Here is a 26,052-nt window from a genome sequence, read left to right as displayed (position 1 = left end):
GCAGGATGTAGCGATTTTAGTCGAATATCCTTTGCCTGCGCCGCTGAACGGCTTCCTCCGCTTTTCTTTCTGTCCAGCTTACGGAGCCTAACCGCTCGGGGTTACTTTCCAGCCGACTTCGGGCAGCCTGCTGCCCTGCACGTCTGGGAAGCACCTGTCGCGGTTGAGCAAGGCTCCTAAGCTTTTCTATCTGTCCAGCTCCGGGTGTTACCATCCCCGTCCGTTCGTGATTTCAGAGCGTTTGTGACTTCGTCTCAATCCGTCTGAAACCGACGAGCCGTCAGGGATGGTGATCAAACACCCTGCGCCTTTCTATTCACCTTGCACAACATTTCTTTTGTTAACTTTGTTCAGGTTGTCTATATTAATCTGTAAGCGTTTTCTTTAATATAAGCAACAGATAACATAAACCTTCTTCAAAAGGAGCGAACTTATTATGGCTGGTATCCGCATGAATCACATTACAAAAACATACGATGGTGACGTTACTGCAGTAGATGATTTTAATCTTGATGTTGAGGACAAGGAATTTATCGTTTTCGTCGGTCCTTCGGGTTGCGGGAAATCCACTACTCTCCGCATGATTGCCGGACTCGAGGATATTACGGACGGCGATTTATATATCGGAGATGAACGCGTCAACGACGTTTCTCCAAAAGACCGCGATATCGCGATGGTGTTCCAGAACTACGCCCTGTATCCGCACATGAACGTATACAATAATATGGCTTTTGGCCTGAAGCTCCGTAAGTTCAAAAAAGAGGACATTGATCAGCGTGTGAAAAACGCAGCCGATATCCTCGGGCTGACAGACTATCTTGACCGTAAACCAAAAGCGCTCTCCGGCGGTCAGCGTCAGCGTGTTGCTCTTGGACGTGCTATCGTCCGCGACCCTAAAGTATTTCTGATGGATGAGCCGCTTTCCAACCTAGATGCGAAGCTTCGTGTACAGATGCGTACAGAGATCATTAAGCTTCACCGCCGCTTAAACAGTACAACGGTTTATGTAACGCACGATCAGACAGAGGCTATGACCATGGCGACCCGTATCGTTATTATGAAAGACGGCGTAGTGCAGCAGGTAGGCTCTCCTAAAGAAGTATACGATCACCCTGCTAACGTTTTTGTAGGCGGTTTCATCGGCTCACCAGCAATGAACTTCCTCGAGGGACAGATCAACGGCAATATCCTTGAACTTGGCGAACATAAGCTTGAAATCCCGGAAAACAAAATGCAAACGCTGCGTGACCGTGGATTTGCAGATGAAAAAGTAACCTTCGGCATCCGTCCGGAAGACATCCACCATGTAATGGGTGGTACTACTTCCTCGAAAAATAAACTGAGCCTTGATATTGAAGTAGCTGAAATGAACGGGGCAGAGTCCATGCTCTACACCAGCGTTAACGGCAAACAGGTTATTGCCCGCGTGGATGCGAACAGCAGCATTCATGCCGGAGACAAACTCGACCTTTTCTTCAATATGGACCGCTGCCACTTCTTCAGCCCGGAAACGGAAGAAGTACTGACTCCGGAATTAAAAGATCTTTCCGCCACCTCCGCCACTCAGTAAAGCAGAATACGGCACCTGTTCCCATTCGGGACGGGTGCTTTTTTATGCTTTTTTAGAAAAATTTTGCTCCCATTAAGTACAGTTTTATGTTTCCGCCTGTATAATGAAGGGAACGTGTACAAACGTCTTGATTTTCGTTTATCCCTTATTAAGAAAAGAGTGGTGATTGTAAAACATGTACCAATACAAATGGTTTCGTGTATCGTTAGGTATACTCGTCTTTTTAGCCATTGCCTTTATGGCCCGGCAGGTAGACTATATTTTTCAGCCCTTATTCGTATTAGTAGGAACGCTCGCCGCTCCCATTATTATTTCCGGCATTTTAAGCTATTTGTTCCGGCCGTTTGTTACTATGATTTCCAAGTACATACCCCGTTCATTGTCCATCCTGCTTTTGTACGGTGTGCTTGTCGGTGTCATTGCTTTGATTATAAATTTAATCGGCCCGATTATTGCCAGCCAGTTTAATCAGCTGATCAACCAGATTCCCCGCTACTTTGAACAGGTACAGTCCTTTATCATGAACAACCAGAACCATCCGGCTATACAGCCAATCATGCAGGGGAATGACATCTCTATGGATTCTCTTGGCTCCCAGCTGCAGAATTCAGCCAGTACGATCACGGATTCGCTTGTTTCAACAATAGTTACAATAGGGAGTGCCATCGTTAGTTTCTTTGTTATCCTGTTTGTTATTCCGTTTGTGCTTTTCTATATTCTGCGCGAAGGCCATAAGCTTCCAGGCTTTATGCTGAAATTTGTGGATCGTGAGCACCGTCCGGAGGTACACAAAATTTTACAGGATATGGACCGTGCGCTTGCGAACTATATTCAGGGACAGATTACCGTCAGCTTTATCGTGGGTATTCTTTCCATGATCCTTTTCTGGATTATCGGTCTCGACTACGTGCTCATTCTCGGCATCATCTGTATGCTGACGAATCTTGTTCCATTTGTCGGACCGTTTATCGGCACCATACCAGCCGTAATCGTCGGGTTATTTCAATCCCCGATTACCGCGCTGCTCGTTATTCTCGGTGTCGTTGTTATCCAGCAGTTTGAATCCAACCTAATCTCTCCGCAGGTTATGGGACGTGTGCTGAAGGTGCACCCCGTCACCGTCATTTTCGTCCTGCTGTTTGCAAGCAGCATGTTCGGACTCCTTGGGCTGATTCTCGCTATACCGGCGTACGCCCTCATAAAAGTGGTCGTTACCAACCTGTATCGGATTTGGCAGATCAACCGGCGCGGGAACAAGCACCGGCGCGAAGAAATGATTTAACCATAAAAAAGGCCGGCAGCCGCATGATTGTGCGTGCTGCCGGCCTTTTTACTGTTCTAAACCTTAAAACCAACCGAGGCCAAGCTGCATCGACCCGGCAATGGCAATGCCGTAAATAAGAATACTCGTACCGGTGGAGAGAAACAATGTCCGCTTTGACATGCCGATGGCTTTGGCAATCACGGCAATGGCCCAGACGCCTGCAATCGGCGCCAGCAGCAGAATAACCCAGCCTCCGTACTGCTCTATTTTGCCCCGGAACCGGTTGCCGGCTAATTTTTCCATCCAATTGGAAAAAAAGCTGACTCTCTCCAGCTGGCGGTAAAAAAGCGTCACGGTCGGCACCGCCATAAAGTTTCCTACGGCCGCCCACAAAACAGCCGATACAGGATCAAATCCTGCCCCCATCGCTGCAGGTACTGCGATGTAAATTTCAAACAGTGGAAAATAACCCATAAACCAGGCCAATGCAGCCATCAAGATATACTCCATTATTTCTCCCCCCTCCCTACCGAAAATTTCACACAAAAATTATTTTAGCACGCGTTATTCTGGCTGGGAAGCGAAAAAACCTGTTAAGAAGTAATTAACTCCTTATATGTATTAATATATTCCAATTACTAAATATAACTATATATACATCAGTCATATGAATGTTTACTTGAAAAGCTCTGCTTCTGGAGCCGTCTTTTCAAAGCACTCTAAAGCACTAATATTTGTAAATTTTTTGCACATTTTAACCAAGGGAGCTATTTTTCAATTAAAAGCGTGCAAAAAACTCCAATTATCGATTTTTCCGATAAAGAAAAAGGTGAAAACAGGTAAATAGTCTTTCAAAATGCATATTTAATACTTTCCTCGTACTTTTTAATTTCTTTATCTCAAAATTACTTATATACCAGTATTTTCACATTTTACTATGCATCAGCATGCTTTTCAGGCACCTTGAAAAAAAGATAGGCCTTTATTCTTGAAAGCGGGACCTAGTTCCCGCCTGCGCTTTTTTATGATTATTGTATTCCGTTTTTATCCAAAACAGTGAAGTGTTGATACTAAAGCATTTAACGCATATATTTTAGTACAATACTATAAATGCGGCCTGCATTTGCTGCCTCTCTTATCAGACCGGAATCCCCTCAAGCACGCTATCTGTAATTAGAATTGTTACTTATTTAGCATTTCTTCCAAATTTATATCGTGGTACGGTAACTGTAACGAACTTTTCCTTTCGACAATGGTGTAAAAAGTGTTAAGAGGGGGCGAATGGCAGTGTCGGAGAAAAATGAGACGCTTTATGTGGAATTGCTTGAATCTTCTGATGATCCGCATCAGAGCTTCATGGAGTTATCCCGTACGATTCTGGATCAGGGCGTCGACTCAGAGAAGAAAGTGGAAGTGATGCGAAGGCTTTTGCAGGCGTATGATACTGTGTCCCGCAGATACAAGACCGTCATACCACTCCGGAAAGTAACGTAAATAAAGATATAACAGGGGGAAGCCGGCAAGCTTGGGAATGCCGGCTTTTTGTATGGTTTTTTATCTATGCAGGCATGCAAAAAGCCCTGGCGCGCAGCCCGGGCCTGATTTATTACTGGAGATTGGCGGCGGCTGCTTTCACCGCCCGGATGATGCCGCTGTAGCCGGTACATCTGCATATGTTTCCGGACAGCCCTTCCCGGATCTCTTCATCGTCCGGGTCCGGCGTATGCCTGAGCAGCGACTCTGCGGCCATGATCATGCCCGGCGTGCAGTAGCCGCACTGAAAGCCTCCTTCATTCATAAATGCTTCCTGTACTATACTGCAGCGCTCCTCTGTACCCATGCCCTCGATAGTCTTCACTTCTTTTCCTTCCACCTGGTAGGCAAGCAGCAGACACGAGCTTGTGAGCCTGCCGTCCACCCAGAGCGAACATGCACCGCACCGGCCGATGCCGCAGGAAATTTTTGTACCTGTTTCATGCAGCCGGTCTCTTAAAAGGTCGACGACCCGGTCCATCGGAGAAGCATCGACACTCACTTCTTCACCGTTTACGCGGAAGGTACACGAGTATGTGCCCTGCCAGTGCTCTATCCCCCGGGAATCTTTTCTGGTTTGTTCCAAGGCAGAAGCCCCCTTTGCTGAATCTGTTGCAGTACCCACTCTCTGGAAACAGGAAGCTTTTCCGGACGGGCTCCAATGGCCTGGTAAATAGCTTCCGCAATGGCCGGCGCCACTGCAATTGTCCCTATTTCCCCGACGCCCCTTGGTCCGTGAATGTCCCCTTCCATCACTTCTTCACGCGGCTTTACCGTCACATTATCCGGCAGGTCCTTTACTCCCGGCATCAAGTACGTATCGAAGTTTTCCGTTTGATAGTGCCCTCCGTTCATCACGGCGTCCTCCATCAACGTGTACCCGAGCGCCATGATGCCGCCGCCTTCAATCTGTCCCCTGTACCCCTGCGGATACATGACCGGCCCCGCCGATACAGACTGTTTCAAATCAAGCACCCGCACGGTGCCGGTTAAAAGGTTTACCTCCACCTCTGCGCTCACACCGCCGAAGGAATACAAATAATGACCGGAGTCAACTTCATCCGGCGTCACCGGAAAATCAAACGACGTGTGCGTTTCAATATCCCCGTCCTGTACATATTCTGCTAACGCCCTGTAGCTTAAAAAGAGCGAGGGCTCTGCGCCTCTTTTATGAATGCCTCCTGCCTCCAGATATAAATCTGCTGCAGCCGTACCGGTTACTCTCGATGCTTCGCTAAGCAGCTGTCTGCGAAAGGAGGTCTTCATGTTTTCCACCGCTGTCCAGACCATACTCGTGCCGCGTGAAGCGGTCGTTGAACCTGAAACCGGCACTTTATTTGTATCACCGATTGTTATTTCAATATCCTCTTCCTTACAGGAAAATGTGTCTTTCATCACCGTTTCAATCACGGCTGTAATGCCCTGGCCGCATTCTTCAAACCCGAAAGCAGCTTCAAGCTTTCCATCCTTTGTAAGAGCAAGCCGCCCGCCAGAAGGGTCCAGCCGTCCATAGCCAAGACCACCCCCGTGCATGGATACAGCACCGCCCCGGCCGTTTTTCACCCAGAGGGTTTCTCCCGCATTATTCAGCGGCAGCTGCTGCCAGGCGGTGACGTCTTCAAGTATCATTTGTCCACCGTCCGTCGGAGCAATTTCCTGGCCAAGCGGGCCGGCATCTGAAGGCTTTCTCATATTTTTGGCCCGCAGCTTCGTTCCTTCCATTCCAAGCTTTTCTGCCAGCCGGTCCATCTGCCCCTCAAGCGCAAACGTTACCTGATTACCGCCAAAACCGCGAAATTCCCCAGCTACACCGTTATTTGTAAACACGGAAACACCGGTGGTCGTAATGTTTGGGATGGGATACAGCCCGCTGGCATGCTCGACAGCAAAGTCCAGAATCGCCGGGCCGAGGGTGGCATAAGCCCCGGTATCCGCATAAATGGTTGTTTCATGCGCGAGTATGCGTCCGCTATCATCAGCGCCTGTCCGCATCGTAATTGTCATCGGGTGGCGCTTCAATCCTGCCCGTATCGACTCTTCCCGGGTGTTATGCACCCGCACCGGACGCCCTGTTTTCAGTGCCAGCAGGGCCCCGTATGGCTGCAGGTTCAGCTCATCCTTGCCGCCAAACGACCCTCCGATTGGACTTGAAATGATGCGTATCTTCTCTTCCGGAGCGTCCAGAATTCTCGACAGCTGAAAACGATCTTTAAACCCGTGCTGTGTAGCCATGTATACGGAAATGCCCCCATCTTTTTCCGGAACAACCACCCCGCCCTCCGTTTCCATATAGCCATGCATCTGACGGGGCAGCTGATACGTCTCTTCGACAATACAGGTACAGCCCGTAAAGCCCTCCTGCAGATCCCCGCGTGTATAGGAAGCTTCATGCAGGATGTTCCCATTTTCGTGCAGCTGTTCCGCTTCGGGAGCCAGCGCTTTTCCGATCGAATCAAGCACATCCAGCGGCTCGTATTCCACTACTACAGCTGCCAGGGCCTGATCTGCCGTTTCTTTTGAGTCTGCTGCCACTGCGGCTATTGCATCTCCCGTATAGCGTACTCTGTCTTCACAAAATACGGGCTGGTCCGGCATAACGATGCCAAAGCGGTTTAGCCCCGGCACATCATGATGTGTCAGCACCGCATGAACGCCGGCCAGCGCTTCGGCTGCTGACGTATCGATGCTTTTAATACGGGCATGCGGGTATTCGCTTCGCAGCACTTTTCCGATCAGCATATTTTCTTCAAAACGGTCGGTTAAATACTTCAAGGCTCCGGTTACTTTCGGTACAGCGTCCGGCCGGCGCTGATTTTCTGGCTGTTTCATGCTTTATGCACGCCTCCCTTTTCTGCATTATCTTCGAGCCACAGGTGGGATAAAAATAAGTGGGCGGCCGCCTGCAGGCGGTAGTTTCCTGAAGAAAACGGTTCATCCTCCGGCTGATAATCAGCTGCAAGAGCCTCAAAGAACGCTTCCGGTGTCCATTCGGGGTCGGCCACACATGCTTCTGCATAACGAAGCCGCACCGGGGCGTCTTTTCCGCCTACTAACGCAAGCCTCGCCCTCATGCTTCCGTCTCCCTGCCTGCGGGCGCAGCCGCTTACAGCAAGGAGCGAGGCAGTGAATGCTTCCCTGCGTCCGATTTTTTCAAAAAAGTGTACGCTGTCCGGTCCTTTTTCCAGCGTTTTTGGCAGCAGCACAGCTGTTAATAGAAATATACCGTCATAGGAAGCTGCTTCTTCCACCGGAATACGTGCATACGATTCCCCGTTCCAGATTTCGAGCTCCGCCTGCAGCGCAATCAGTGCCGGCAGGGTGTCTCCGTGGCCGTACATAATGTTGCCGCCGATGGTGCCCCGCGTACGGACAGCCGGAGCAGCAATCCGCCGCAGCGTTTCCCCCAGTATTTCCCGGGAAATGACCGGCTCCTCTATTAATTGTTCGAGTGTCATACAGGCTCCGATCCGTACGTACTTTTCTTCTTCCTGCAGAGAAGAGAGCCCGAATATACGCTCAAGCACGATCACATTGCCGGTAAACACCCTCCCTTTTTCCCGCTCGACCTGCCGCCACGTGCCTCCGGCGATCCATTCCGCATCAGGAAAATGTTCCTGATACAGAGCAAAAGCTTCCTGTACCGTTTCCGGCATCCATACCACCGGCGTTACTGGTGTGTGTGCAGCATCCATCTGTATTCCTCCTCGGTGTCAACGTCAAGCTGCTCGAATTGCCTAAAGCCTACGTACGGGCTTCCTGTCCACGTATGCGTCCTCCGCAGAATAGAAGCAGCCCCGCGGTCACCCTCCACACTCTGCAGAGCAGCAAACATCTGTTTTTTAAACAGCATAGGCGGCTGGTAATGCCTCCCGGTCCACATCCCGGTAAAATCGCACGTCTGTGCCTGTGCCTGCGCTATTAACCGGTCAATCGTCTCCGCTGTCAGACCGGGCTGATCGGCAAGTACAACGAGAACCGCCTCCGCTCCAATACGTACCGCTTCGTTCACTCCAGCCCGGAGGGAATATGCCTGCCCTTTCACTGCCAGCGGACTGGCTGCAAGACGCACCGGACGTTTATTTTGTTCGAATATTCTGTTATCTATCCATACAGACTGATTCGTCACGACGATAACTTCCTCTGCGCTGCTCTTTAGCACCTGCTGCAGCGCACTGCTTCCGAGCGTCGTATTTCTCCACGGTTTTTCGAGTTTGTTATGGCCCATGCGGGAGCTTTTCCCTGCTGCTAAATAAATTACCGCCGTTTTCATGCCATCACCTCTCCAGTTTTTGCGGCGTTTTGAAGAGCAATCAGCTCTCCGATCACGCTTACCGCAATTTCTTCAGGGCCTTCAGCTCCGATCGACAAACCGATCGGGGTGGTAACAATCTCCGGCAGTACCTCTGTCTGCAGCAGGCGTTTCGTTCTCGCCTTTGAACCGAGTACACCAATATATGCCATTGGCTGCTGCAAAAGATGCGTCAGCGCCTCTCTGTCCCTTTCAAAATGATGAGTCATAATCACCGCTATGTCTCCGCGGCGAAACACCGTCTCCGACCACCATTCATGGGGAAACCCGAGCACCCTTCCCGCCTCCGGAACCTCATTTCTGAGTGTTTCCAGGGCGGCCGGGCGCCAGTCGAGAACCGTTACCTCGTACCGGCACCGCTCCGCCATTTGTACAAGCGGAAGCGCATCCGGGCCGGCACCGAAAATAAACAGCCTCGGTCTTGGCAGGATCTTCTGGACAAATATTTTTTCGCCCCGGCTGTCTGAAACAGAAGAACGGCCGCTCCCACGCTTCATCACAGCCGCCTGCCCGGCTAACTGTTCTGCCTTTTCATCAGGTTCCCCGCCGCAGACGAACCATCCGCTCTCTGTAGTCGTGGCCCACCTCAGCACTGCTTCTCCCTGCTTCACGAAAGCGTGCATGCTGCGCATAGAGGCTTCGAGCTCCTCCGTTACCGGTTCAAGCAGCACTTCAATCACGCCGTTGCACCCCGTGCCTTCTCCCCAGGAAAGCTCTTCGTAGCCCCGCATGTCATACGAAACCACTTGTGCTCCCTCTGCATGCACCTCCTCAATCCGGCAATGCAGATCCCCTTCAAGGCAGCCCGAACTCAGCATCCCCACAGAGCTTCCGTCTGCCTTTAACAGCATGGACGTGCCTTCCTTCCGGTACGCCGACCCTTCCACATTCGTAATCGTCGCCAGTATTTGTTTTTCGTCTGCAGAAAGCTGCGGAATAATATCATGCAGATGGTCCATGCATCTCGCTCCTTTTATAAAAAAAGCCGGAGAAAGGCACAGGTATCTGCTCCTGCGTTTCTCCGGCCTCTTCATTCCCGTCTAACAGGAATCAAGCTTCCGTCTGGATGGAAAGAGAAGAACTGCCGGTCTACAGCAGGTCTTCTTCTTAACTATTTGTATTTATTTTACTTCTATCCAGGCAGCCTGTAAGGAAGGATGTCATATAATCTAACGCGATTTTTCTTCCAGGTAAATAACGGTCGCCGCTGCCCCTGATACAGGATCAAAATCCTTCAATACAGTTCTTACCGGCAAATTCAGCTCCTGGACCAGCAGATGATGCAGACGCTTCTTGAATTCGTCCACCAATGCCGCATCCACCTGGCTGGTCAGAGCCTCATTGCGCTGTTCGAGCGCCCGCAGCGCGGGCACTCTTTTATGCTCCCCAAAAATAATACACTTGTGCTGTAACAGCTCGACCTTTAACGTTTTCACCCCAACATCGTACATCTCCTGGTTCACACTGTTGTACAACTGAGCAATTTGCTGCTTGATCCATTTTTCACTTTCAAACTGTTTTCCCCACACCATTACCCCGTCCTTTCGTTCATGACTTATTATAACGAATAACGCGGTCTTAGCCTATTTTCATGAAAGATTTTTTGTCGCCGGAATTATTAACTAGTAGTTTCGAACTAATTTATGTTTCTAACCTACTGTTATGCAACAATTTTGGATTTTTTCTGACATTTTCGATTGACGGAAGCGCTTTCATATTATAAGTTTAATTTGTCTCCTTCCTTTCTGCTGCATGTCGTTTCTGTCGATACTCTTACCTTACGCTAATTGAACTTTATTTGAAAAAGGAGGAAAAAATATGCCTGTCGAAAAAGAGTCTGATGCAACCAACGAAACCTTTACCTCTGGCGGCGGAGTGAAATATTCCGAAGCTGTGGAAAACCCTAAGTTTAAAAACCTCATGTCGAAAAAAAGAAAATTTATTGCGCCCTTAACGGTGTTCTTCCTGCTATTTTACCTGGCTCTTCCGGTTTTAATTCTTACCTCGGACGTGCTGAACAATTCGGCAATCGGACCAATCACCTGGGCCTGGATTCTCGCTTTTGCGCAGTTTGCCATGACCTGGACACTCTGTATTCTTTACGTACGTAAATCCGCCAAATTCGATAAAGACGCCGAAGCTATCATCGAAGAAGAAGAACGCAAAGCTAAGGGGGATCATTCATGAATGCAACGGTCATAATCCTATTTCTTGCAATAGTCAGCCTCACCCTCGTCATTACGTACTTTTCAGCGAAAAAAACCAGCTCGGCCAGTGACTTCTATACAGCCGGCGGCGGACTGACCGGCTGGCAGAACGGCCTTGCGATTTCAGGGGACTACTTATCAGCTGCTTCCTTTCTCGGGATTGCCGGTGCCATCGCCCTATATGGCTTTGACGGTTTTCTTTTCAGCATCGGTTACTTAGTTGCTTACCTTGTCGTTATGTTTGTGGTCGCTGAACCGCTTCGTAACCTTGGCCAGTTTACGCTTGCTGACATGCTGAATGCGCGTTTCGATGCGAAAAAAATCCGCGGGGCAGCGGCATTCAGTACAATCACCATTGTCATTTTCTACATGATTGCCCAGCTCGTAGGGGCAGGAGCTTTAATTCAACTGCTTTTTGGCATCCCTTACATTTGGGCCGTTATTCTCGTAGGTGTCATGATGACCACATACGTGCTATTTGGCGGCATGACTGCCACCAGCTGGGTACAGATCACAAAAGCTGTACTACTTATGATTGGTACACTGATTATTTCCATCATGGTTCTTTGGCAGTTTAACTTTAACGTCATTGCTATGTTCCGGGAAGCAGGACAGGCTACACCTGCCGGAACCAATTTCCTGAATCCGGGACAGCAGGATAACCTGCCGCTTGATTCACTGTCTCTCATGATTGCACTCGTACTTGGTACAGCCGGTCTTCCACACATTCTCATGCGCTTTTTCACTGTTAAAGATGCGAAAACAGCGCGGAGCTCGGTTGTTACAGCTACTTGGATTGTTGGTATCTTTTATCTCTTAACCGTCTGCTTAGGCTTTGGCGCAGCGATTTTTGTCGGTCGAACAGAAATTATTGATGCCAACCCGGCCGGTAACATGGCTGCACCGCTTCTTGCCCAGGCGCTCGGCGGCGATCTGCTGTTCTCCTTCGTCTGTGCCGTAGCATTTGCGACTATTCTCGCCGTGGTAGCAGGCCTCGTGCTTTCCGGAGCCAGTGCCTTCGCCCACGACCTGTACGGACAGATCATTAAAAAAGGGAAAGTATCCGAACGCGAGCAGGTAGTCGCAGCCCGTACTGCTTCACTGACAGTGGCTATTCTCTCCATTGCGCTTGCGATCTTTGCGCAGAACTTAAACGTAGCCTTTCTTGTGGCACTCGCCTTCTGTGTAGCCGCCAGTGCGAACCTCCCGGTTATTGTGTACACAATTTACTGGAGACGTTTCAATACGAACGGCGCTATTACAGCGATTGCAGTCGGTCTTATCAGCGCAGTCGGTCTGGTTGCCATCAGCCCGAACGTTATGAACCCTGACGGCAGCGCATTTATTGCCGCCGAGGCGATCTTCCCGCTCACCAATCCGGCGATCGTATCCGTACCGCTCGGCTTTCTCGGCGGCTGGATCGGCACTCTGGTTTCCAAAGAGTCGAGATCCGGACGCTACGACAAAGTGCTTTTCAAAGCCAACACCGGCTACCGCGAATACGACCTGCAGGGGCGTGAAATTAAAAAAGGAGAAGATTAATCATACAAAAAGCACCGGAGCAGCCGCTCTGGTGCTTTTTTACGCTCAATATTTCTCATTCTTTTAAAATAAACTGGCTTTCAGTTTACAAACTTAAAAATATGTTAACTAAAACTTTAACCAGTTCTCCTCTATAAAAAAGCCGAAGCACTCAGGATGCTTCGGCTTATCCGGCGATATGCTGCGCGATAAACACGGTGACCGGTAAAAGAAGCAGGCTGATGACCGTTGTGGCAATCAATGCCACGATACCAAGCTGCTTGGAGCCGCCGTGGATATAGCGCTCAAATAATACAGTTGCCAGTGTAAAGGTGGGCATCGACGCCTGCACGATAATAATTTTACCGAGAAGCGCTGGAATCGGCAGCAGCCACACCAGAAGACAGGCTGCAGCCGGCACGGCGAATACCTTCACGAGTACGGCTGTACCCATAAACCGCTTGTACCCGGTCTTCACCATTTTCCAGTTCGCAGACGTAATCGTCGGAATCAAAAGCCCGATCAGAATCATCGCAAGCGGCGCGGCCAGCCCCGAAATGGTGTTTACCGTTTCGAGAAAAATCATTGGAAGCATAATACCGGCGGAGGCAAGCAGCACCGAACTGACAAGCGTCAAAAACGGCGTATTTAAAATGGCTGTCAGCTGCCGGAACGAAAAGCGCCCCGGCTTCAACAGCAAAATACCAATAGTGAACACACTCGTCATAGTCCCGGCATCATACACCGCCGCATACGAGCCGGCTTCTGTTCCAAACAAAATTGTAATGAGCGGAATGCCTATAAACCCGGTATTGCCGCACCCTGACACGATCGCAAGCTGGCGGGCTTCCATGTCAGTATAATGAAACGAGCGCCCAATCGAATAGCCAAGAGCCATCCCGGTCCACGTAAGCCCGAGCGCGCAAGCATAAACCATCGCAAACGACGCCCAGGTGGAGCTGTTGAATTCGAGCTGAAAAATGCTGTATACGACTACAGCCGGAAGTGCGAAATTAATAGCCACAAAGGAGATAAAACGGCGCGTTTCCACCGATACATCGATCATTTTAGAGGTAACAAGACCGATCACCACCATCACGGCCATCATAAACACCGGCGTAATTATATCAATAATAGACATCCGTCTCGCCTCGGTTCTTTCATTATTTTCCTGAAGCTGCACGTGTTCTATCTTAATACAAATCAGTAGGATTGAAAACGAATGAAAGCTTGCTGTATCAATAAATTATATGCAAGCGCTTCCCCTATGCCAAAAAAACTGCCCTCCAGGCTGGAAGGCAGCGGTCCGTTACGGGGACGTCTTAGGTTCAGGGTGCTTCTTGCGGTTGAGCAGCCGACGCAGATCGTCCTTTTGCTGTCTGGAAACGAGAATGTACAGAAAATCTCCTTCCTGGATCTCAGTATTACCGCCCGGGGTGACGAGTTCATTATTTCGCACCATCGCGCTTACGGTCGCATCATTTGGAAAATTGATTTCATACAGCTGTTTCCCGACAATCGCCGATTCCTCACTCGCTTCAAACTGCACCATTTCCGCATTCGCCGAGCCCATGCTGACGAGCTCGATGGAATGGTACGGTATTTCTTTTTTCGGCCCGACCAGATGGAGAAGCTTCGCCACATAGGAGATGCTTGAGCCCTGGATGAGCGCGGACGTCAACACGATAAAAAATACGAGGTTAAAAATCAGTTGGGCATTATCGAGACCGGCGACCACGGGAAACGTTGCAAGTACGATCGGCACCGCTCCGCGCAGGCCCGCCCAGGAGAGAAACGTTCGCTCCTTCATCGTATAGCCGAGAAATGCCGTAGATATAAAAACGGCAAGCGGCCGTGCGATAAACATTAGAACAAAGGAGAGCGCAATGCCGGCAAGCATCACGTCTGCCGTAAATACCTGACCCGGAAAAGCAAGCAGACCAAGAATAATAAACATCAGAATCTGGCTCATCCAGGCGAACCCTTCATTAAACTGAAAGATCGAGTAACGGAACGTCAGCTCAGAGTTGCCGATGACAAGCGCAGCTATGTATACTGCCAGAAACCCGCTCGCTCCAACAGCCGCTGTCACGCTGTAGGCCAGAAGCGCAAAGGCCACCGAAAAGATCGGATACAGACCACTGGATTCGAGACCGATATGATTGATCGAAAACGAAGCGAAGCGGCCAAACAGCAGGCCTAAAACAATGCCCGCCCCGATCTGCCAGAAAAATGACGGAATGAGCATCCAGATGTTGGCATCCATGTTTGTGAGCAGTTCAATAAAAGATATCGTTAAAAAAACAGCCATCGGGTCGTTCGTTCCCGACTCGGCTTCAAGCGTAGCCCCGAGCTTGGCTTTAATATTTCGTTCCTTCAGAGCGGCGAAAACGGCCGCCGCATCGGTCGAGCCGACAATCGAGCCGAGAAGAAGCGCTTCATACCAGGTAAAGTCGAGCAGCAGATATGCCATGCCTCCTACGCATAAGGAGGTGATCACCACGCCCGCGGTCGCAAGCGAAATCGACGGCACCGCCACCCGGCGCACCGTCGCCCATTTTGTCTGCAGGCCGCCCTCAAACAGAATAATCACAAGGGCAAATATACCGACCAGCTGGGCTACTTCAGCATTATCAAAATAAATAATTTCCAGGCCGTCGCTTCCGATCAGCATGCCGATCAGAATAAACAGCACGAGGGCAGGCAGACCGAGCCGGTTCGAAAATTTAGCCACAACAACGCCGGCCACCAGCAGTAAACCGACAAGCAGAACGACTCCATCGTTTGCTTCCAAAAAGTCCAATATGTTTCGTTCCTTTCATGACACATACCCTGCATGCGTTATGTTTTATAGTTTTACGGTGAATTAATAGGAGAGCATTCGAGCCGACTGTGAAGAAGAAGGCCGCTGAATCAAACGGGGAAAATGGTACATAATAATATACTCTTTTTATCTTAACATTGATTTTTTATTCTCCATAGCGATCAGCCCTTTTGCGTTTTCATGCGTAACGAAACCTTTTACAGGGAAAAGACGTATAGTGGTATACGCACATCAAAAGGAGGCAACCATTCATGGAAGTATCCCGAATACTCAAATGGGTCACCGGCGGGATCGAACTGTTTCTCGGTATCCCAATTATAGGCGGGCTCATTATTATCAGTACAGGCTACGTGCCGCTGAATATTATGCTTGTCGTCCATATTATCGCTCTTATCGCGTCCATTTATGACAAGCAAAAGAAAACAGGCAACATTCTCGGCATCATTACTTCCGTTGTTGCCTATATCCCTGTCGTTGGTATGTTCATGCACATCCTTACCGGCATCTGGCTGCTCGTTGAAGCCTTTGGACCTCAGCGCGAGAAAGAAATTTAAAGCGGGGCACGCCTCAAACGGGCGTGTCCTGTTTATTTCTGCCTGAAAACAGGAATATGATTGTTAATACTTTTCAGGAAAGGAAGCAGTTATTTATGACCAAATGGAAAACGTCTACGCAGGCAGCTATGCTGCGCTCTTTTCAAAAACGCGTCAGTCAGCAGTCCCAGTCGTATATTACCCCGCCGCCGGCGGATTCGGTCAGCACCTCCTCGTATCTGGTCGAAACGACACCTGGAGCCACACCGGTACATATTTATTATCCAATTGCGGACGTTTCCAAAAAACTTCCGGTATATATCAACCTGCACGGAGGCGGCTTTGTGATGGGCAGCGCCAGCGAAGATGAGGGCTGGTGCAAATATATTGCCGCTGAAGTGCCATGTGTGGTGGTAAACATCGACTACCATTTGGCGCCGAAGACCCGCTTTCCTGCCCCGGTGCTTGAAGTTTTTGAAATTGTTGAATGGCTGACCGCACAAGCCGGGCGCCTGTCGCTGCAGATGGATAACTACGTGCTCGGCGGCCACAGCGCCGGAGGCAACCTTGCCGCCACGGCGAGCATGATGCTGCGTGATACCGGCCACAAACTCCCGAAGCTGCAGATTCTTGACTATCCGGTTCTTGACCTGCAGACAGACCCTTACGAAAAGCCGGCTTATTCGACCGCCATTCCGCCTTATATTGCGCAGATTTTTAACGACAGCTACCTGCAGACACCGCAGGATGCCCGTCATCCCTACGTCTCGCCGTTATATGCTGAACAACTCGAAGGCCTGCCTCCGGCGCTTGTTATCACTGCTGAATATGATTCGCTCGCCCGGGAGGCGACGCAATATGTAAGTCGCCTGGAAAAAGCAGGCGTCGCTGTGCAGCATTATCCTTTTTCTACGACCAGCCACGGATTTACCCATATGGGAAATGAAGAAACCGCGCTCGAGGCGTGGGCGACAATCATTCACGCGCTCAAACGTGCCTTCAAATAAAATAAACCGCCCTTCACGGGGCGGCTTTTTTAGTTACATATCGTGTCTTCGCAGATTTCGCGGTTTTCCATGTCGATCTGGATGGTCGTATGGTGGATCCCGTGCTCCCTGTGCAGCAGCTCATTGGCATTTTTCAGCGTTTCCTGCTGGCTCGTGCCCTCTTCAACGACCAGGTGGCAGCTGAGCGCCGGGAAGTCTGACGTAATCGACCAGACGTGCAGATCGTGCAGATCCTTGACGTGCTCGACAGTGAGCAGTTGTTCCTTTATCTGCTTCGTGTCGATTCCCTCCGGCGTGCCTTCCATGAGTACGTGCACCGAATCCCGCAGCACCCGGAGACCGCTGATGAAAACAAGCACTGCAACGACCATGCTTGCGATCGGGTCCGCAAGACTCCAGCCAAACAGCATGATTAAAATCGCAGCTGTAATGGCACCGACCGAGCCGAGCAGATCTCCCATAACGTGCAGAAACGCACTCCGGACATTTAAATTTTCATGATTATCCCCGCTGTGAAGAATACGGGCCACAACAATATTAACGATCAGGCCGATAGTGGCCACAATCAGCATCCCTGTGCTCACCACGGAAGGCGGATCCATTAAACGCTGAATGCCTTCATACGTAATATATACAGCAATCACCATCAGCGCGAGACCGTTGATAAACGCAGCCAGCACTTCAAACCGCCGGTAGCCGTAAGTTTTCGACGACGTCGCACTGCGGCTGCCGTACCATATGGCTGCAAAGCTGAGGCCGAGCGCTGCTGAATCACTCAGCATATGTCCTGCGTCAGAAAGCAGTGCCAGACTATTCGTCCACAGGCCTCCAATCACTTCGACGACCATGAAAACAGTAATTAAAATAAATGACCATTTCAGGGCCGTCTGGTTTGTCGTTCCGTGATCATGGCTGTGCCCTTCATGTGCCATAATGTCTCCTCCCTGTTTCTTTACCTTTTATATTCAAATCATCTTTTGATTATATTATACCACTTTCACTCTTTTATTCAAACATTCTTTTGAATAATAAAATGTCTAAATTTTTCTTTAAAAGGGAATACAGTACCGTACGTAGAAGTTAACGTTTACAAAACCCACACAAGGAGAAGATGTTTATGCACAAACTCGTCAAACAGGCAGGCCTTGGCGCCTGCGGACTGATCGCTGCAGCAGCTGCCTATGCATTCTTTTCACCGCGGCCGGCTGCGTGGTATGTAAAGCAGGCCTTCAAGGGCGGCCTCGAAACCGAAGCACCCGACTTTGCCGAAGCAGCCGAAAAAACGGTACAGTATAGGGATATTGACTACGAATCCCAATACCGTAACGGACGGCTTGATATTATTTTGACGACGAAAAAAGAAGAAAAAACGCCGGTTATTTTTTGGATGCACGGCGGCGCCTACGTCGCAGGCGACAAGCAGGATGCTTCCAAATACGTCACCTATCTGGCTGCCTCCGGCTATAATGTGATCAACATTAATTACGCACTCGCACCGGCCGCCGCTTACCCGGCGCCATTAATCCAGCTCGATGAAGCGTACCGCTATATTAAACGGCACGCCGATGAGTATGGGATCGATCTGACCAATATTTTTTTCGCCGGCGATTCTGCCGGGGCACAGATCGTCTCCCAGTATGCGGCCATCCAGCTGAACGAGGGGTACTCCCCTTGGGTGCCGGTAAGACGGCATATTGATCCGCTTTATATTAAAGGGGTGCTGCTGTTCTGCGGCCCGTACGACCTTCGCCAGATCGCCGGCGCACCACTCGGCTGGTTCAACCGCTTCCTGTTCAAGCGCATCGGCTGGGCATACATCGGCACTTACAACTGGGAGGAAGCTCCCGCGCTTACGGAAATATCGATGCTCCAGCGTCCACCGGAAAAATTCGCTCCTACGTTTATTACAGACGGCAATAAAAATTCCTTCGACACCCAGGGGCGCCGGCTTGCTGCCCTGTTAAGCCGCCGCGTACCCGTTCGGGACATCTTTTACGATAAGGATGAAACGCCGGTCGAACACGAATATCAATTTATCATGGATAAGCCTGCCGCCCGGCAGACGTTCCGTTCCCTGACTGCTTTTATTGATACGTACAGCCGTACGTAAACGACGAAAGGGGCCTGCTGCGCATACATGCGCTTCAGGCCCTTTTTCTGCGCCGGCTGTTACACGTCCAGCAGCGTCCCGAGACGATTCATGATTTCCCCGCCTTGTTCGCCGACAATCACGTCGTCCTCGAGACGAATGCCGCCCCATCCTTCAATATACATGCCCGGCTCAATGGTGAGTACCATCCCGGCTTTAAGAAGCTCGTCGTTTTCGCCATGAATCGACGGCGCCTCGTGCACGTCCATACCGAGACCGTGACCGACGCGGGTAATGAAATAATCGCCGTACCCGGCTTCTGTAAGTACGTCCCGCGCGGCTTTATCCACGTCCCCAATTCGTCCGCCGTCCCGGCACGCCTCTATCGCTGCTGCTTTCGCCTCCGATACAATATCAAGGCGCTCCCGGGTAATTTTATCGGCTCCGCCAAACACCCAGGTGCGAGTCATGTCGGAGCAGAAGCGTCCGTAGCGGGCACCGAGATCCACCAGAATCAGGTCACCCTTTTGCAGCCGGACTTCTGACGGAACGCCGTGCGGATAGGCGCTTTTTTCTCCGAACAGGACGATCGTATCAAAAGCCGCACCGTCCGCTCCCTGCTTTTTCATCACCTCTTCAAGCTGATGAACGACCTCCCGTTCAGTCACTCCTTCCCAAAGTCCTTCCGCAACGGTTTCAAGCGCCCTTTCAGTAATATCCACTGCGTGCTGAATCTGCTTCAGCTCCTCCGATGATTTTACCTGGCGGCTCTGCATAATCACCTGCTCAAAATCTGTACAGCGGACTCCCGGATAAATCTGCTGCAGCTTTTCGAACCGGGCCACAGATAAATGATTTTTCTCCACTGCGAGCCGGACAGGATTCGGCATCTGTTTATGAAGTGCTTTTTTCACACTTCCCCATGGGTCCTCGCTGTCTGTGTAGGTAACAATGCTTCCCGGCCATCCGCTTTTTTCCACCAGTGCCTTTTCCATTCCCGGGCAGACAATCAGAGGCTCTCCCTGCTGAAAAAGGACAAGCATCAAAAGCCGTTCATGCGGGTCTGTGTAAAAGCCGCTTGCATAGTAAATATCAGCCGGATTCGTGATAATGGCTGCGTCCTCCTCGCGTTCTATTAACGATCTCGTCCATGCTTCAATTACCGCATTCATTTTTTGACCTCCTTTTTCTTTAGTATCGCACAATTTTTTAGATACTTTCCAGCTGTTCCTTGTTTTGCCCAAGGTTTGCCTGGAGGCAAAGACGGGAAATAATGACAACGATAAGTGAAACAATGCCCTTTTTGAATGCGTAGACATACATAGATAAACAGCGTGGTGGTTTCGCGCATACCGCGCAAACCATGAAGGGGGGACAGCATCTATGCAGAACCAGGAATGGGTCTTTAACGATATACTTTTCTTTTCCTCCCACAATTCAGTTCCAGTCTACAATCACGGAGGGGAAACGATCGGCCTGCTTGAACGGGCCGACGCCACATCCATTGACGTTAACACCGATCATATGCGTACCGGGGACGCTTACCGGTTTAAAGATACGCACGGCCAAACGCGCATGGCCATGGGCGTGAAAAAAGGCAAAATGCACCGGCGTCTCCGCTATCATTATATGTTTCAGCCATGCAGCGAAAAAGAAGAAATTGAGCTGCGTGATCAAATATTTTTTCCTTACTTTCGTTTTCACGTAAAGGGACGCGTTAACGATGAACAGCTCGAAATCTACCAGACCCGTCACGAACAGCTGATTGTGCGGTGCGAAAAAGTAACTGTCGCTACGATTACCTTTAAAAATTCCGGATGGAAGGTTTCAGCCTCCGTTAATAAAATCCAGGATTCCTGCGTAACAACTCCGGAATTTCTTACTCTCGCCTACTGTATGTTCCGCCTGAACGACTTTGAATCCTCCGATATTAAAACGCTGTAAGCAAAGCACGTAACAGAAAGTTTTCTTCATTAATATAAGATTGGCGCATAGCACTATATGAAGGCTGTTTAACAGGAGCACTGAACGGTGCTCTTTTTTATGGCTTCAGACATATTAAAAAACCCGCCTTCCATTGTTGGGAAGACGGGTTCTGTTCGTCTATTGATTAGTCTACTACTGTTACTTCTACGTCCTGACGTCCGAATTCATAAGCGTCCGATTTTGTTGGTACGTGAATGTCTATGCGGTCGTTATTGATGGCACCGCCGGTATCGGCTGCTTCATACGTGCCCATGCCTTCAACCTTCACGGTGGAGCCAAGCGGGATCACGTCCGGGTCTACGGCAATAACATTAGCGTCGCGGTCGTTGTTAAGGTTTTTGCCTGTAGCGGTAATACCGCTGCAGCCGGCACATTCAGCCGTGTAGGCGGTAGCTTCCATGGTCATGGTTTCGCCGCCTGTGCTGGCGTCACTGCTTGCTGATTCTTCCGAAGAGCTGCTGCTTTCGCTTTCTGAGGAGCTGCTTTCAGAAGATTCGGATGTGGAAGCTCCTTCCACTGCTTCGCCGCCGTCCACGTCATCAAGTGCCGCGCGGGTGTTCGGCCCGATAATGCCATCCACGGTCAAGCCCTGATCACGCTGGAAGCTGCGTACGGCGCTGTCCGTGATCGGGCCGTAGATGCCGTCGACGGCGTAGTCGTAATAGCCTTCATCCTCGAGGACGGCCTGTGCTTCGGATACATCGTCCCCGCGGTCCCCTTTATTTAATAGGTCTGCTGCGTCCGACACGGCCGGTGCTGCTGCAAGAAGTCCCGTTCCGAGTGCGAAACCACCGGCCCACTTCATCGATTGACGTACAGAAAACATATGTGAATACCCCCAACTGTTTGAATTTCTCTCACAGCAAGAACTATAACGGACCACCACGGGGGTCTTCAAGCTTATTAGTTAATTGTAATTACATTGTAATTTCTATGTAATTATTACTAATGCATGATAAATTCCCGTAACAAAGTCTCTGTTTTTTCGGATATTCATGAATTTCCCGGGCAGAACGGCTTAGAGACATCCTTCTCTTTGCTATTCGTTCCGGGTGGTGTCGTTACCATATTACAAAAGCTTTTTAAGTCTGTTACAGGAATTCTGCTTTTTTTCACGAAAGTAGTAAGTAAACGGCAAGGGGATTCTCAAACTAAACCGAAGGGGTGCTTCGGCATGTTTACTGGCAGTCTGATTGTCCATATCACTGCAGGGTTTCTGGCTCTCGGCGTGTTTTGGATACCGTTGGTTACGAAAAAAGGAGGGCGCACGCACAGGCGCGCAGGATGGATATTCGTTTTTGCTATGATGACTGTCGCTTTTACCGCCTTTCATCTTTCCTTTTACCGTTTGTTTGTCTCTAGCGGCCGCACACCCGGCGAAGATGCCTTTTCCTACTTTCTCTTATTTATCGCTGTATTGAGCATTGCCACTGCCTGGCACGGCATGAGAGTGCTTCGTTTCAAAAAACGAAAAGCGATTCATCGTCACCCTGTCGATATCGGCATTTCCTTCCTTCTTCTCGGTTCCGGACTGGCAGCCTGCCTATACGGCTTCGTGCAGGGCATTGCTCTCATTACCTACTTTCCCCTCATCGGCATCGCTCTTGGCAGTCTGCAGCTGTACTACTGGCTTCGTCCCCCGGCCGAACGAATGCACTGGCTTTACGAACATTTAGGCAGTATGATCGGCTGCTCCATTGCCACGATTACGGCTTTCACGGTGTTCGGGGCACCGCAGCTGTTAAACATCGAGGAAGTATCGTTATTCATCTGGCTGCTCCCGACATTTTTACTGGTGCCGTTAATTATCGGCTTCACCAGGTACTACCAGCGGAAATACAGCCCTCCCGTCAGCAAATGACTGCTTTTGCTTTTGCCGCCAGAAATACCTGGCTTTCTCTTCCCATAAAAAAAGCTGATCCTGTAAAGAATCAGCTACTGCTCTGTTTGTTGTCTGATCAGCATGCGCCTGATGCGAAGCGTGCGGTTTGTCGGCACGTAAAATACCTTAGCCGAGCCCTCTTCCTTCAAAAGAGGAAAGGTCGGAAGCTTATCATCAATCTTAATAATGGTGGCAGTGCGTCTATCTGTGAGTTCAACCTTAGCTCCCAGTGGAAAAATTTCCAGGGTTTCACACAGCCTGGCCACATATTTCACGTCCACGCTCTCCTCCTGCAGAATAATCCGAATGGCTTTATGAGGACAAACTGCATTTCTGTACGGCCGGTCGAGCGACAGCGCGGAATATATATCCAATACGCCAATCAGGCGTGCCTGCTGCGATATCTCATTTCCCGCAATACCATAGGGATATCCCCTGCCGTTTAAACGCTCATGATGATCACGAGCCATCACAGCAATATTTTCCGAAAATTTAAACTCTTTAAGCAATTCGTATCCGGCCAACGGATGGGTCTGAATCATCGCCATTTCCGAGCCGTTCAGGGCACCTTTCTTCCATAGTATCTCCTGTGGCACCTTCAGCTTCCCCGCATCATGAAGAAGACAGCCGACTGCAGATTCACGAACATTTGGAAAACCAGATTCGCGGGCCAGCAGGGCCCCTAAAATAAATACATCAAACGAATGCTGGTACGTGTATGGATCCCAGTCCTGAAGCTTATCCATCAGCGCCTTCACCTTCGGTTCCTTTATAATGGTGCAAAATAAATTTTCCAGCCATTCATAGCGCTCCAAATCATTCAGTGCAAAACCGAACCGGTATTCGTTGCCAAGGCCGAGCACGTTTTCCAAAAACAGGCGTTTTAACTCCTGTTCACTCATCTGCGCTCCTGTTTCCACTGGTTCGTTGCCGTGTTGAATTTCCACTGCTTCAATGCCCCATCTGTGCAGCCTGTCAATCCATTCTTTCGTTAATACCTTTCCTTTTTTTAACGCCAGGGTGCTTCCTTTGTATACATCCTCTCCCAACACGTCTTCCGGTCGTAAGTCTTTGATCAGTCTCTCCGTCATGATCTCCACCGCCCGTCCTCGTATTTATTATTTAGTATTCAGCTGCATATTAGGTATATATTCACACTACTTTAGTTTGTTATTAAAATCAATATATAATATGCGAATTATTCCATAAAAAAACTGGAAGCTCCCGGCTTCCAGTACATACTATTTTTCTTCTTTACTATCCACGATCAATATATCGCAGCTGGCCGAACGGACGACGGCTTCCGAGAAGCTGCCCATCAGCGTGCGGTCCATTTTGTTTTTGCTAGTCTGCGGAAGCAGCACCAAATCAATCTGATAGTCCGGCACTACCTTCTGCAGCAGCGTCTGCGTCGGGGCCCCGTGCTCCACAATCAGCTTCGCATCGAGCTTCCCGTGCCCGTGAGACTCTGCTTTCTGCTTCACGGTGTGAAGCGTTTCGGTTGCTTCTTCTTCAGCTTTTTTTAAGACATCTTCTTCATAGCGGGCAAACGGGCCATAGCCCTTTTCCTCAACCATAGATGCCAGATAAAGGTTCGCTCCATGAAGCTCGGCCAGGTCGCAGCCTTTTTGTACGACATGCTCCGGCACGCCTGCCGTCGGATGTACGCCGATTAAGATGTTTTTGTATAGTTCCATATTTATACGCCTCCTTATTAAGTATATGGAATGCGTAATATGACTATTCCCATCTACCTGAAAATATATGCATCAATTCGGAAAAACCGGAGGCCCTCCAGCCTTTATACGCAGCTGCGAATCTCCATTAACCTCCACCCAGATACTGTCACGCCAGCTTTCAATACGGGGAAAACTGCTCAAATATATTTCCATACGCAGGCGGTTCCCCGCCGAAAGCCGGTATGCGGTTCTGCCGATATCAATGACCCGCTTTCCTGCCGCTTCCGGCTGTGCCTCCAGGGTATCCACGACGTTCCATGCACTTCCGTCCGGCTGAACTTCGCTTATCCGCAGGCCAAGCGGAACGTCCGGTCGGCTCGCATTCATCCAAAGACGCGCCTGCACGTCGCCAATTATTTCCCAGTCTTCCTGCAGTAGTGCACTCGTATAAACCAGCACATCGCTCCGTTTCTGTATCACCTGCTGATCAAAGCTTCCTGCCGGAAATCCGCTCATTAAAATATTCCCGCCGCTCGTCGGCACCGGGTTCTCCGGATCATGCTCCACCCGGGTACTGGATGCCTGATTCGGAGATTTTTCGGAAAGCAGGCCATCAGCGTGCAGATAAAATGTCTTCTCCGACTGCCCCTCCGGTATTTCCAATCCGCTTCTCCATTCGCCGGCGTGCATGACGTAATAATGCACCGGATCCCCGGGTGGCGTTTTTTCGTCCTTCAGCCAGCGGTCAAACCACTGCAGAAACAACGCGGTACGATCCACCTGCGCCTCAGGAAAAAACACGTTTCCCGCCTGGCCGCTCTGATCTTCATGCGTCCATGGCCCGATCCAGAGCTCCGAGGGACCAGCCGTTCTTTCATATAAATCAATGGTTTCCTCAAGAAAGCAGTCATACCACCCGGCGAGAAACAACGCCGGCGCTTTAATGCTCTCCGGGGCTGCCTGCATGCGCTGCCTGGTTTCTTCAGAAGCCTTTCCGAGCAGAAAGTCGTTATAGTACACCGGCAGGCCGACCGCTGTAACCGGGAGCCACATGAGCGGTTCCCCTTTCCCGAGCCAGGCCGGCAGCTCTTCAAGATATCCTCTGATACGAGCCGGTCCTTCGGGACCTTCCAGCCGCTCCAGGTGATCCGGAAGCATCGATTCAGCGACCCATGTCTGCCATTTGCCGATTTCAAACACGCCCCGGTCTCCACGCATCGTGCTCCAGCCGTCCGCAAATGCCATCACCGGTGCTATTGCCTCAAGCGACGGCGGCTGAACGGCCGCAGCTGCCACCTGGGTAAAGCCGTGATACGACATGCCGATCATGCCGACACGCCCGTTCACCTCCGGGAGGCGCGCTGCCCATTCCACCGAATCATATCCATCTTCGGCTTCATATATAAAAGGATAGAATTCTCCCTCCGAGGCAAACCGGCCGCGTACGTCCTGAATAACGACCACGTATCCAGCCGCTGTCAGTCGTTCCACATCCACAAACGTGTCCCGGTAATGACGGGTCGTTTTGTCATACGGAAGCCGGAGCAGAAGCACCGGCCAGCTTCCGCTCCCGTCCGGGCGGTACACGTCTGCGCGCAGCACGGTGCCGTCGCGCATCCGGCCCTCCACCTGCTTTTCGATACGCATG

Annotated in this window: 25 protein-coding genes; 10 read left to right on the top strand and 15 right to left on the bottom strand. The window is 50.2% G+C overall.

All coding sequences use genetic code 11. The features are described 5' to 3' along the window. The first annotated feature begins 436 nt into the window (after positions 1 to 436). Positions 437 to 1,570 (top strand): ABC transporter ATP-binding protein, encoded by a 1,134-nt coding sequence (locus ACTRXG_RS04080; RefSeq protein WP_474284108.1) that lies wholly within the window; start codon positions 437 to 439, stop codon positions 1,568 to 1,570. Positions 1,571 to 1,745: 175 nt separating this feature from the next. After that, complete coding sequence (locus ACTRXG_RS04075; RefSeq protein WP_474261565.1) at positions 1,746 to 2,852, top strand: AI-2E family transporter; 1,107 nt, start codon at positions 1,746 to 1,748, stop codon at positions 2,850 to 2,852. Between the two features lie 63 nt (positions 2,853 to 2,915). Here ACTRXG_RS04075 and ACTRXG_RS04070 read toward each other — a convergent pair whose 3' ends face one another. Then, complete coding sequence (locus ACTRXG_RS04070) at positions 2,916 to 3,344, bottom strand: small multi-drug export protein (protein ID WP_474284107.1); 429 nt, start codon at positions 3,342 to 3,344, stop codon at positions 2,916 to 2,918. A 771-nt stretch (positions 3,345 to 4,115) separates the two neighbouring features. On the opposite strand from ACTRXG_RS04070, the gene ACTRXG_RS04065 reads away from it, so the two are divergent. Next, entirely contained in the window at positions 4,116 to 4,328 is a 213-nt protein-coding gene (locus tag ACTRXG_RS04065) for a hypothetical protein (protein WP_474280831.1), read from the top strand. A 112-nt stretch (positions 4,329 to 4,440) separates the two neighbouring features. On the opposite strand, the gene ACTRXG_RS04060 is transcribed toward ACTRXG_RS04065, so the two are convergent. The 6 genes from ACTRXG_RS04060 to ACTRXG_RS04035 form a co-directional block, all read right to left on the bottom strand. After that, positions 4,441 to 4,923, bottom strand: a complete 483-nt coding sequence (locus ACTRXG_RS04060; protein WP_474284213.1) for a (2Fe-2S)-binding protein — start codon at positions 4,921 to 4,923, stop codon at positions 4,441 to 4,443. After that, the gene (gene pucD / locus ACTRXG_RS04055; protein ID WP_474284106.1) at positions 4,920 to 7,196 is read right to left on the bottom strand and encodes a xanthine dehydrogenase subunit D; all 2,277 of its coding nucleotides are present in this window, start codon (positions 7,194 to 7,196) and stop codon (positions 4,920 to 4,922) included. The genes ACTRXG_RS04060 and pucD overlap by 4 nt, the downstream gene beginning before the upstream one ends. Continuing rightward, the gene (locus tag ACTRXG_RS04050) at positions 7,193 to 8,059 is read right to left on the bottom strand and encodes an FAD binding domain-containing protein (RefSeq protein ID WP_474284105.1); all 867 of its coding nucleotides are present in this window, start codon (positions 8,057 to 8,059) and stop codon (positions 7,193 to 7,195) included. Before ACTRXG_RS04050 ends, pucD begins: the two co-directional genes overlap by 4 nt. Continuing rightward, the gene (locus tag ACTRXG_RS04045; RefSeq protein ID WP_474284104.1) at positions 8,035 to 8,637 is read right to left on the bottom strand and encodes a nucleotidyltransferase family protein; all 603 of its coding nucleotides are present in this window, start codon (positions 8,635 to 8,637) and stop codon (positions 8,035 to 8,037) included. The genes ACTRXG_RS04050 and ACTRXG_RS04045 overlap by 25 nt, the downstream gene beginning before the upstream one ends. Beyond that, complete coding sequence (locus ACTRXG_RS04040) at positions 8,634 to 9,635, bottom strand: XdhC family protein (protein WP_474284103.1); 1,002 nt, start codon at positions 9,633 to 9,635, stop codon at positions 8,634 to 8,636. The genes ACTRXG_RS04045 and ACTRXG_RS04040 overlap by 4 nt, the downstream gene beginning before the upstream one ends. A gap of 210 nt (positions 9,636 to 9,845) precedes the next feature. Then, a complete protein-coding gene (locus ACTRXG_RS04035) occupies positions 9,846 to 10,208 on the bottom strand; it encodes a Na-translocating system protein MpsC family protein (protein ID WP_474284102.1) in 363 nt (120 codons plus the stop codon). A 286-nt stretch (positions 10,209 to 10,494) separates the two neighbouring features. Here ACTRXG_RS04035 and ACTRXG_RS04030 point away from each other — a divergent pair, with 286 nt between their 5' ends. Together ACTRXG_RS04030 and ACTRXG_RS04025 are read left to right on the top strand one after the other, a co-directional pair. After that, positions 10,495 to 10,863, top strand: coding sequence for a DUF485 domain-containing protein (locus ACTRXG_RS04030; protein ID WP_474261573.1), 369 nt, complete (start codon positions 10,495 to 10,497; stop codon positions 10,861 to 10,863). Further along, positions 10,860 to 12,425, top strand: a complete 1,566-nt coding sequence (locus tag ACTRXG_RS04025) for a solute symporter family protein (protein WP_474284101.1) — start codon at positions 10,860 to 10,862, stop codon at positions 12,423 to 12,425. The genes ACTRXG_RS04030 and ACTRXG_RS04025 overlap by 4 nt, the downstream gene beginning before the upstream one ends. Positions 12,426 to 12,591: 166 nt before the next feature. On the opposite strand, the gene ACTRXG_RS04020 is transcribed toward ACTRXG_RS04025, so the two are convergent. Both ACTRXG_RS04020 and ACTRXG_RS04015 read right to left on the bottom strand, forming a co-directional pair. Continuing rightward, positions 12,592 to 13,545, bottom strand: a complete 954-nt coding sequence (locus ACTRXG_RS04020; protein ID WP_474261575.1) for an AEC family transporter — start codon at positions 13,543 to 13,545, stop codon at positions 12,592 to 12,594. Positions 13,546 to 13,713: 168 nt separating this feature from the next. Further along, entirely contained in the window at positions 13,714 to 15,207 is a 1,494-nt protein-coding gene (locus ACTRXG_RS04015) for a potassium/proton antiporter (RefSeq protein ID WP_474284100.1), read from the bottom strand. A gap of 272 nt (positions 15,208 to 15,479) precedes the next feature. Here ACTRXG_RS04015 and ACTRXG_RS04010 point away from each other — a divergent pair, with 272 nt between their 5' ends. Both ACTRXG_RS04010 and ACTRXG_RS04005 read left to right on the top strand, forming a co-directional pair. Beyond that, positions 15,480 to 15,782, top strand: coding sequence for a hypothetical protein (locus tag ACTRXG_RS04010; protein WP_474261577.1), 303 nt, complete (start codon positions 15,480 to 15,482; stop codon positions 15,780 to 15,782). Between the two features lie 95 nt (positions 15,783 to 15,877). After that, a complete protein-coding gene (locus ACTRXG_RS04005; protein ID WP_474284099.1) occupies positions 15,878 to 16,768 on the top strand; it encodes an alpha/beta hydrolase in 891 nt (296 codons plus the stop codon). Between the two features lie 29 nt (positions 16,769 to 16,797). On the opposite strand, the gene ACTRXG_RS04000 is transcribed toward ACTRXG_RS04005, so the two are convergent. Continuing rightward, the gene (locus ACTRXG_RS04000) at positions 16,798 to 17,700 is read right to left on the bottom strand and encodes a cation diffusion facilitator family transporter (protein WP_474284097.1); all 903 of its coding nucleotides are present in this window, start codon (positions 17,698 to 17,700) and stop codon (positions 16,798 to 16,800) included. Positions 17,701 to 17,885: 185 nt separating this feature from the next. Between ACTRXG_RS04000 and ACTRXG_RS03995 the strand changes: the two genes are divergently transcribed. Beyond that, complete coding sequence (locus ACTRXG_RS03995; protein ID WP_474284096.1) at positions 17,886 to 18,878, top strand: alpha/beta hydrolase; 993 nt, start codon at positions 17,886 to 17,888, stop codon at positions 18,876 to 18,878. Between the two features lie 59 nt (positions 18,879 to 18,937). On the opposite strand, the gene ACTRXG_RS03990 is transcribed toward ACTRXG_RS03995, so the two are convergent. Further along, positions 18,938 to 20,029, bottom strand: coding sequence for a M24 family metallopeptidase (locus ACTRXG_RS03990; RefSeq protein WP_474284095.1), 1,092 nt, complete (start codon positions 20,027 to 20,029; stop codon positions 18,938 to 18,940). Between the two features lie 211 nt (positions 20,030 to 20,240). Here ACTRXG_RS03990 and ACTRXG_RS03985 point away from each other — a divergent pair, with 211 nt between their 5' ends. Beyond that, a complete protein-coding gene (locus tag ACTRXG_RS03985) occupies positions 20,241 to 20,801 on the top strand; it encodes a hypothetical protein (RefSeq protein ID WP_474284094.1) in 561 nt (186 codons plus the stop codon). Positions 20,802 to 20,967: 166 nt separating this feature from the next. On the opposite strand, the gene ACTRXG_RS03980 is transcribed toward ACTRXG_RS03985, so the two are convergent. Then, entirely contained in the window at positions 20,968 to 21,669 is a 702-nt protein-coding gene (locus ACTRXG_RS03980; RefSeq protein WP_474284093.1) for a peptidoglycan-binding protein, read from the bottom strand. 348 nt (positions 21,670 to 22,017) lie between these two features. Between ACTRXG_RS03980 and ACTRXG_RS03975 the strand changes: the two genes are divergently transcribed. After that, positions 22,018 to 22,704 (top strand): DUF2306 domain-containing protein, encoded by a 687-nt coding sequence (locus ACTRXG_RS03975; protein WP_474284092.1) that lies wholly within the window; start codon positions 22,018 to 22,020, stop codon positions 22,702 to 22,704. Between the two features lie 74 nt (positions 22,705 to 22,778). Here ACTRXG_RS03975 and ACTRXG_RS03970 read toward each other — a convergent pair whose 3' ends face one another. The 3 genes from ACTRXG_RS03970 to ACTRXG_RS03960 all read right to left on the bottom strand — a co-directional run bounded on the left by ACTRXG_RS03970 (position 22,779) and on the right by ACTRXG_RS03960 (position 26,051). Next, complete coding sequence (locus ACTRXG_RS03970; protein ID WP_474284091.1) at positions 22,779 to 23,816, bottom strand: HD-GYP domain-containing protein; 1,038 nt, start codon at positions 23,814 to 23,816, stop codon at positions 22,779 to 22,781. 150 nt (positions 23,817 to 23,966) lie between these two features. After that, complete coding sequence (locus ACTRXG_RS03965) at positions 23,967 to 24,422, bottom strand: universal stress protein (protein ID WP_474284090.1); 456 nt, start codon at positions 24,420 to 24,422, stop codon at positions 23,967 to 23,969. Positions 24,423 to 24,494: 72 nt separating this feature from the next. Next, a complete protein-coding gene (locus tag ACTRXG_RS03960; RefSeq protein ID WP_474284089.1) occupies positions 24,495 to 26,051 on the bottom strand; it encodes a CocE/NonD family hydrolase in 1,557 nt (518 codons plus the stop codon). Between the last annotated feature and the right edge of the window lies 1 nt (position 26,052).

It is taken from the genome of Marinococcus sp. LNSP9103-4, from assembly GCF_056034345.1.
This window is presented reverse-complemented; position numbering and strand designations above follow the sequence as displayed.

Bases quoted from the DNA above. Each gene is read 5' to 3' on its own strand.
- ACTRXG_RS04005 (WP_474284099.1), top strand. From the start codon at position 15,878: ATGACCAAATGGAAAACGTCTACGCAGGCAGCTATGCTGCGCTCTTTT.
- ACTRXG_RS03975 (WP_474284092.1), top strand. From the start codon at position 22,018: ATGTTTACTGGCAGTCTGATTGTCCATATCACTGCAGGGTTTCTGGCT.
- ACTRXG_RS03970 (WP_474284091.1), bottom strand. From the start codon at position 23,816: ATGACGGAGAGACTGATCAAAGACTTACGACCGGAAGACGTGTTGGGA.
- ACTRXG_RS04050 (WP_474284105.1), bottom strand. From the start codon at position 8,059: ATGGATGCTGCACACACACCAGTAACGCCGGTGGTATGGATGCCGGAA.
- ACTRXG_RS03985 (WP_474284094.1), top strand. From the start codon at position 20,241: ATGCAGAACCAGGAATGGGTCTTTAACGATATACTTTTCTTTTCCTCC.
- ACTRXG_RS04075 (WP_474261565.1), top strand. From the start codon at position 1,746: ATGTACCAATACAAATGGTTTCGTGTATCGTTAGGTATACTCGTCTTT.
- ACTRXG_RS04030 (WP_474261573.1), top strand. From the start codon at position 10,495: ATGCCTGTCGAAAAAGAGTCTGATGCAACCAACGAAACCTTTACCTCT.
- ACTRXG_RS03995 (WP_474284096.1), top strand. From the start codon at position 17,886: ATGCACAAACTCGTCAAACAGGCAGGCCTTGGCGCCTGCGGACTGATC.
- pucD (WP_474284106.1), bottom strand. From the start codon at position 7,196: ATGAAACAGCCAGAAAATCAGCGCCGGCCGGACGCTGTACCGAAAGTA.
- ACTRXG_RS04000 (WP_474284097.1), bottom strand. From the start codon at position 17,700: ATGGCACATGAAGGGCACAGCCATGATCACGGAACGACAAACCAGACG.
- ACTRXG_RS03990 (WP_474284095.1), bottom strand. From the start codon at position 20,029: ATGAATGCGGTAATTGAAGCATGGACGAGATCGTTAATAGAACGCGAG.
- ACTRXG_RS04080 (WP_474284108.1), top strand. From the start codon at position 437: ATGGCTGGTATCCGCATGAATCACATTACAAAAACATACGATGGTGAC.
- ACTRXG_RS04070 (WP_474284107.1), bottom strand. From the start codon at position 3,344: ATGGAGTATATCTTGATGGCTGCATTGGCCTGGTTTATGGGTTATTTT.
- ACTRXG_RS04025 (WP_474284101.1), top strand. From the start codon at position 10,860: ATGAATGCAACGGTCATAATCCTATTTCTTGCAATAGTCAGCCTCACC.
- ACTRXG_RS04020 (WP_474261575.1), bottom strand. From the start codon at position 13,545: ATGTCTATTATTGATATAATTACGCCGGTGTTTATGATGGCCGTGATG.
- ACTRXG_RS04040 (WP_474284103.1), bottom strand. From the start codon at position 9,635: ATGGACCATCTGCATGATATTATTCCGCAGCTTTCTGCAGACGAAAAA.
- ACTRXG_RS03980 (WP_474284093.1), bottom strand. From the start codon at position 21,669: ATGTTTTCTGTACGTCAATCGATGAAGTGGGCCGGTGGTTTCGCACTC.
- ACTRXG_RS04035 (WP_474284102.1), bottom strand. From the start codon at position 10,208: ATGGTGTGGGGAAAACAGTTTGAAAGTGAAAAATGGATCAAGCAGCAA.
- ACTRXG_RS03965 (WP_474284090.1), bottom strand. From the start codon at position 24,422: ATGGAACTATACAAAAACATCTTAATCGGCGTACATCCGACGGCAGGC.
- ACTRXG_RS04065 (WP_474280831.1), top strand. From the start codon at position 4,116: ATGGCAGTGTCGGAGAAAAATGAGACGCTTTATGTGGAATTGCTTGAA.
- ACTRXG_RS04045 (WP_474284104.1), bottom strand. From the start codon at position 8,637: ATGAAAACGGCGGTAATTTATTTAGCAGCAGGGAAAAGCTCCCGCATG.
- ACTRXG_RS03960 (WP_474284089.1), bottom strand. From the start codon at position 26,051: ATGCGTATCGAAAAGCAGGTGGAGGGCCGGATGCGCGACGGCACCGTG.
- ACTRXG_RS04010 (WP_474261577.1), top strand. From the start codon at position 15,480: ATGGAAGTATCCCGAATACTCAAATGGGTCACCGGCGGGATCGAACTG.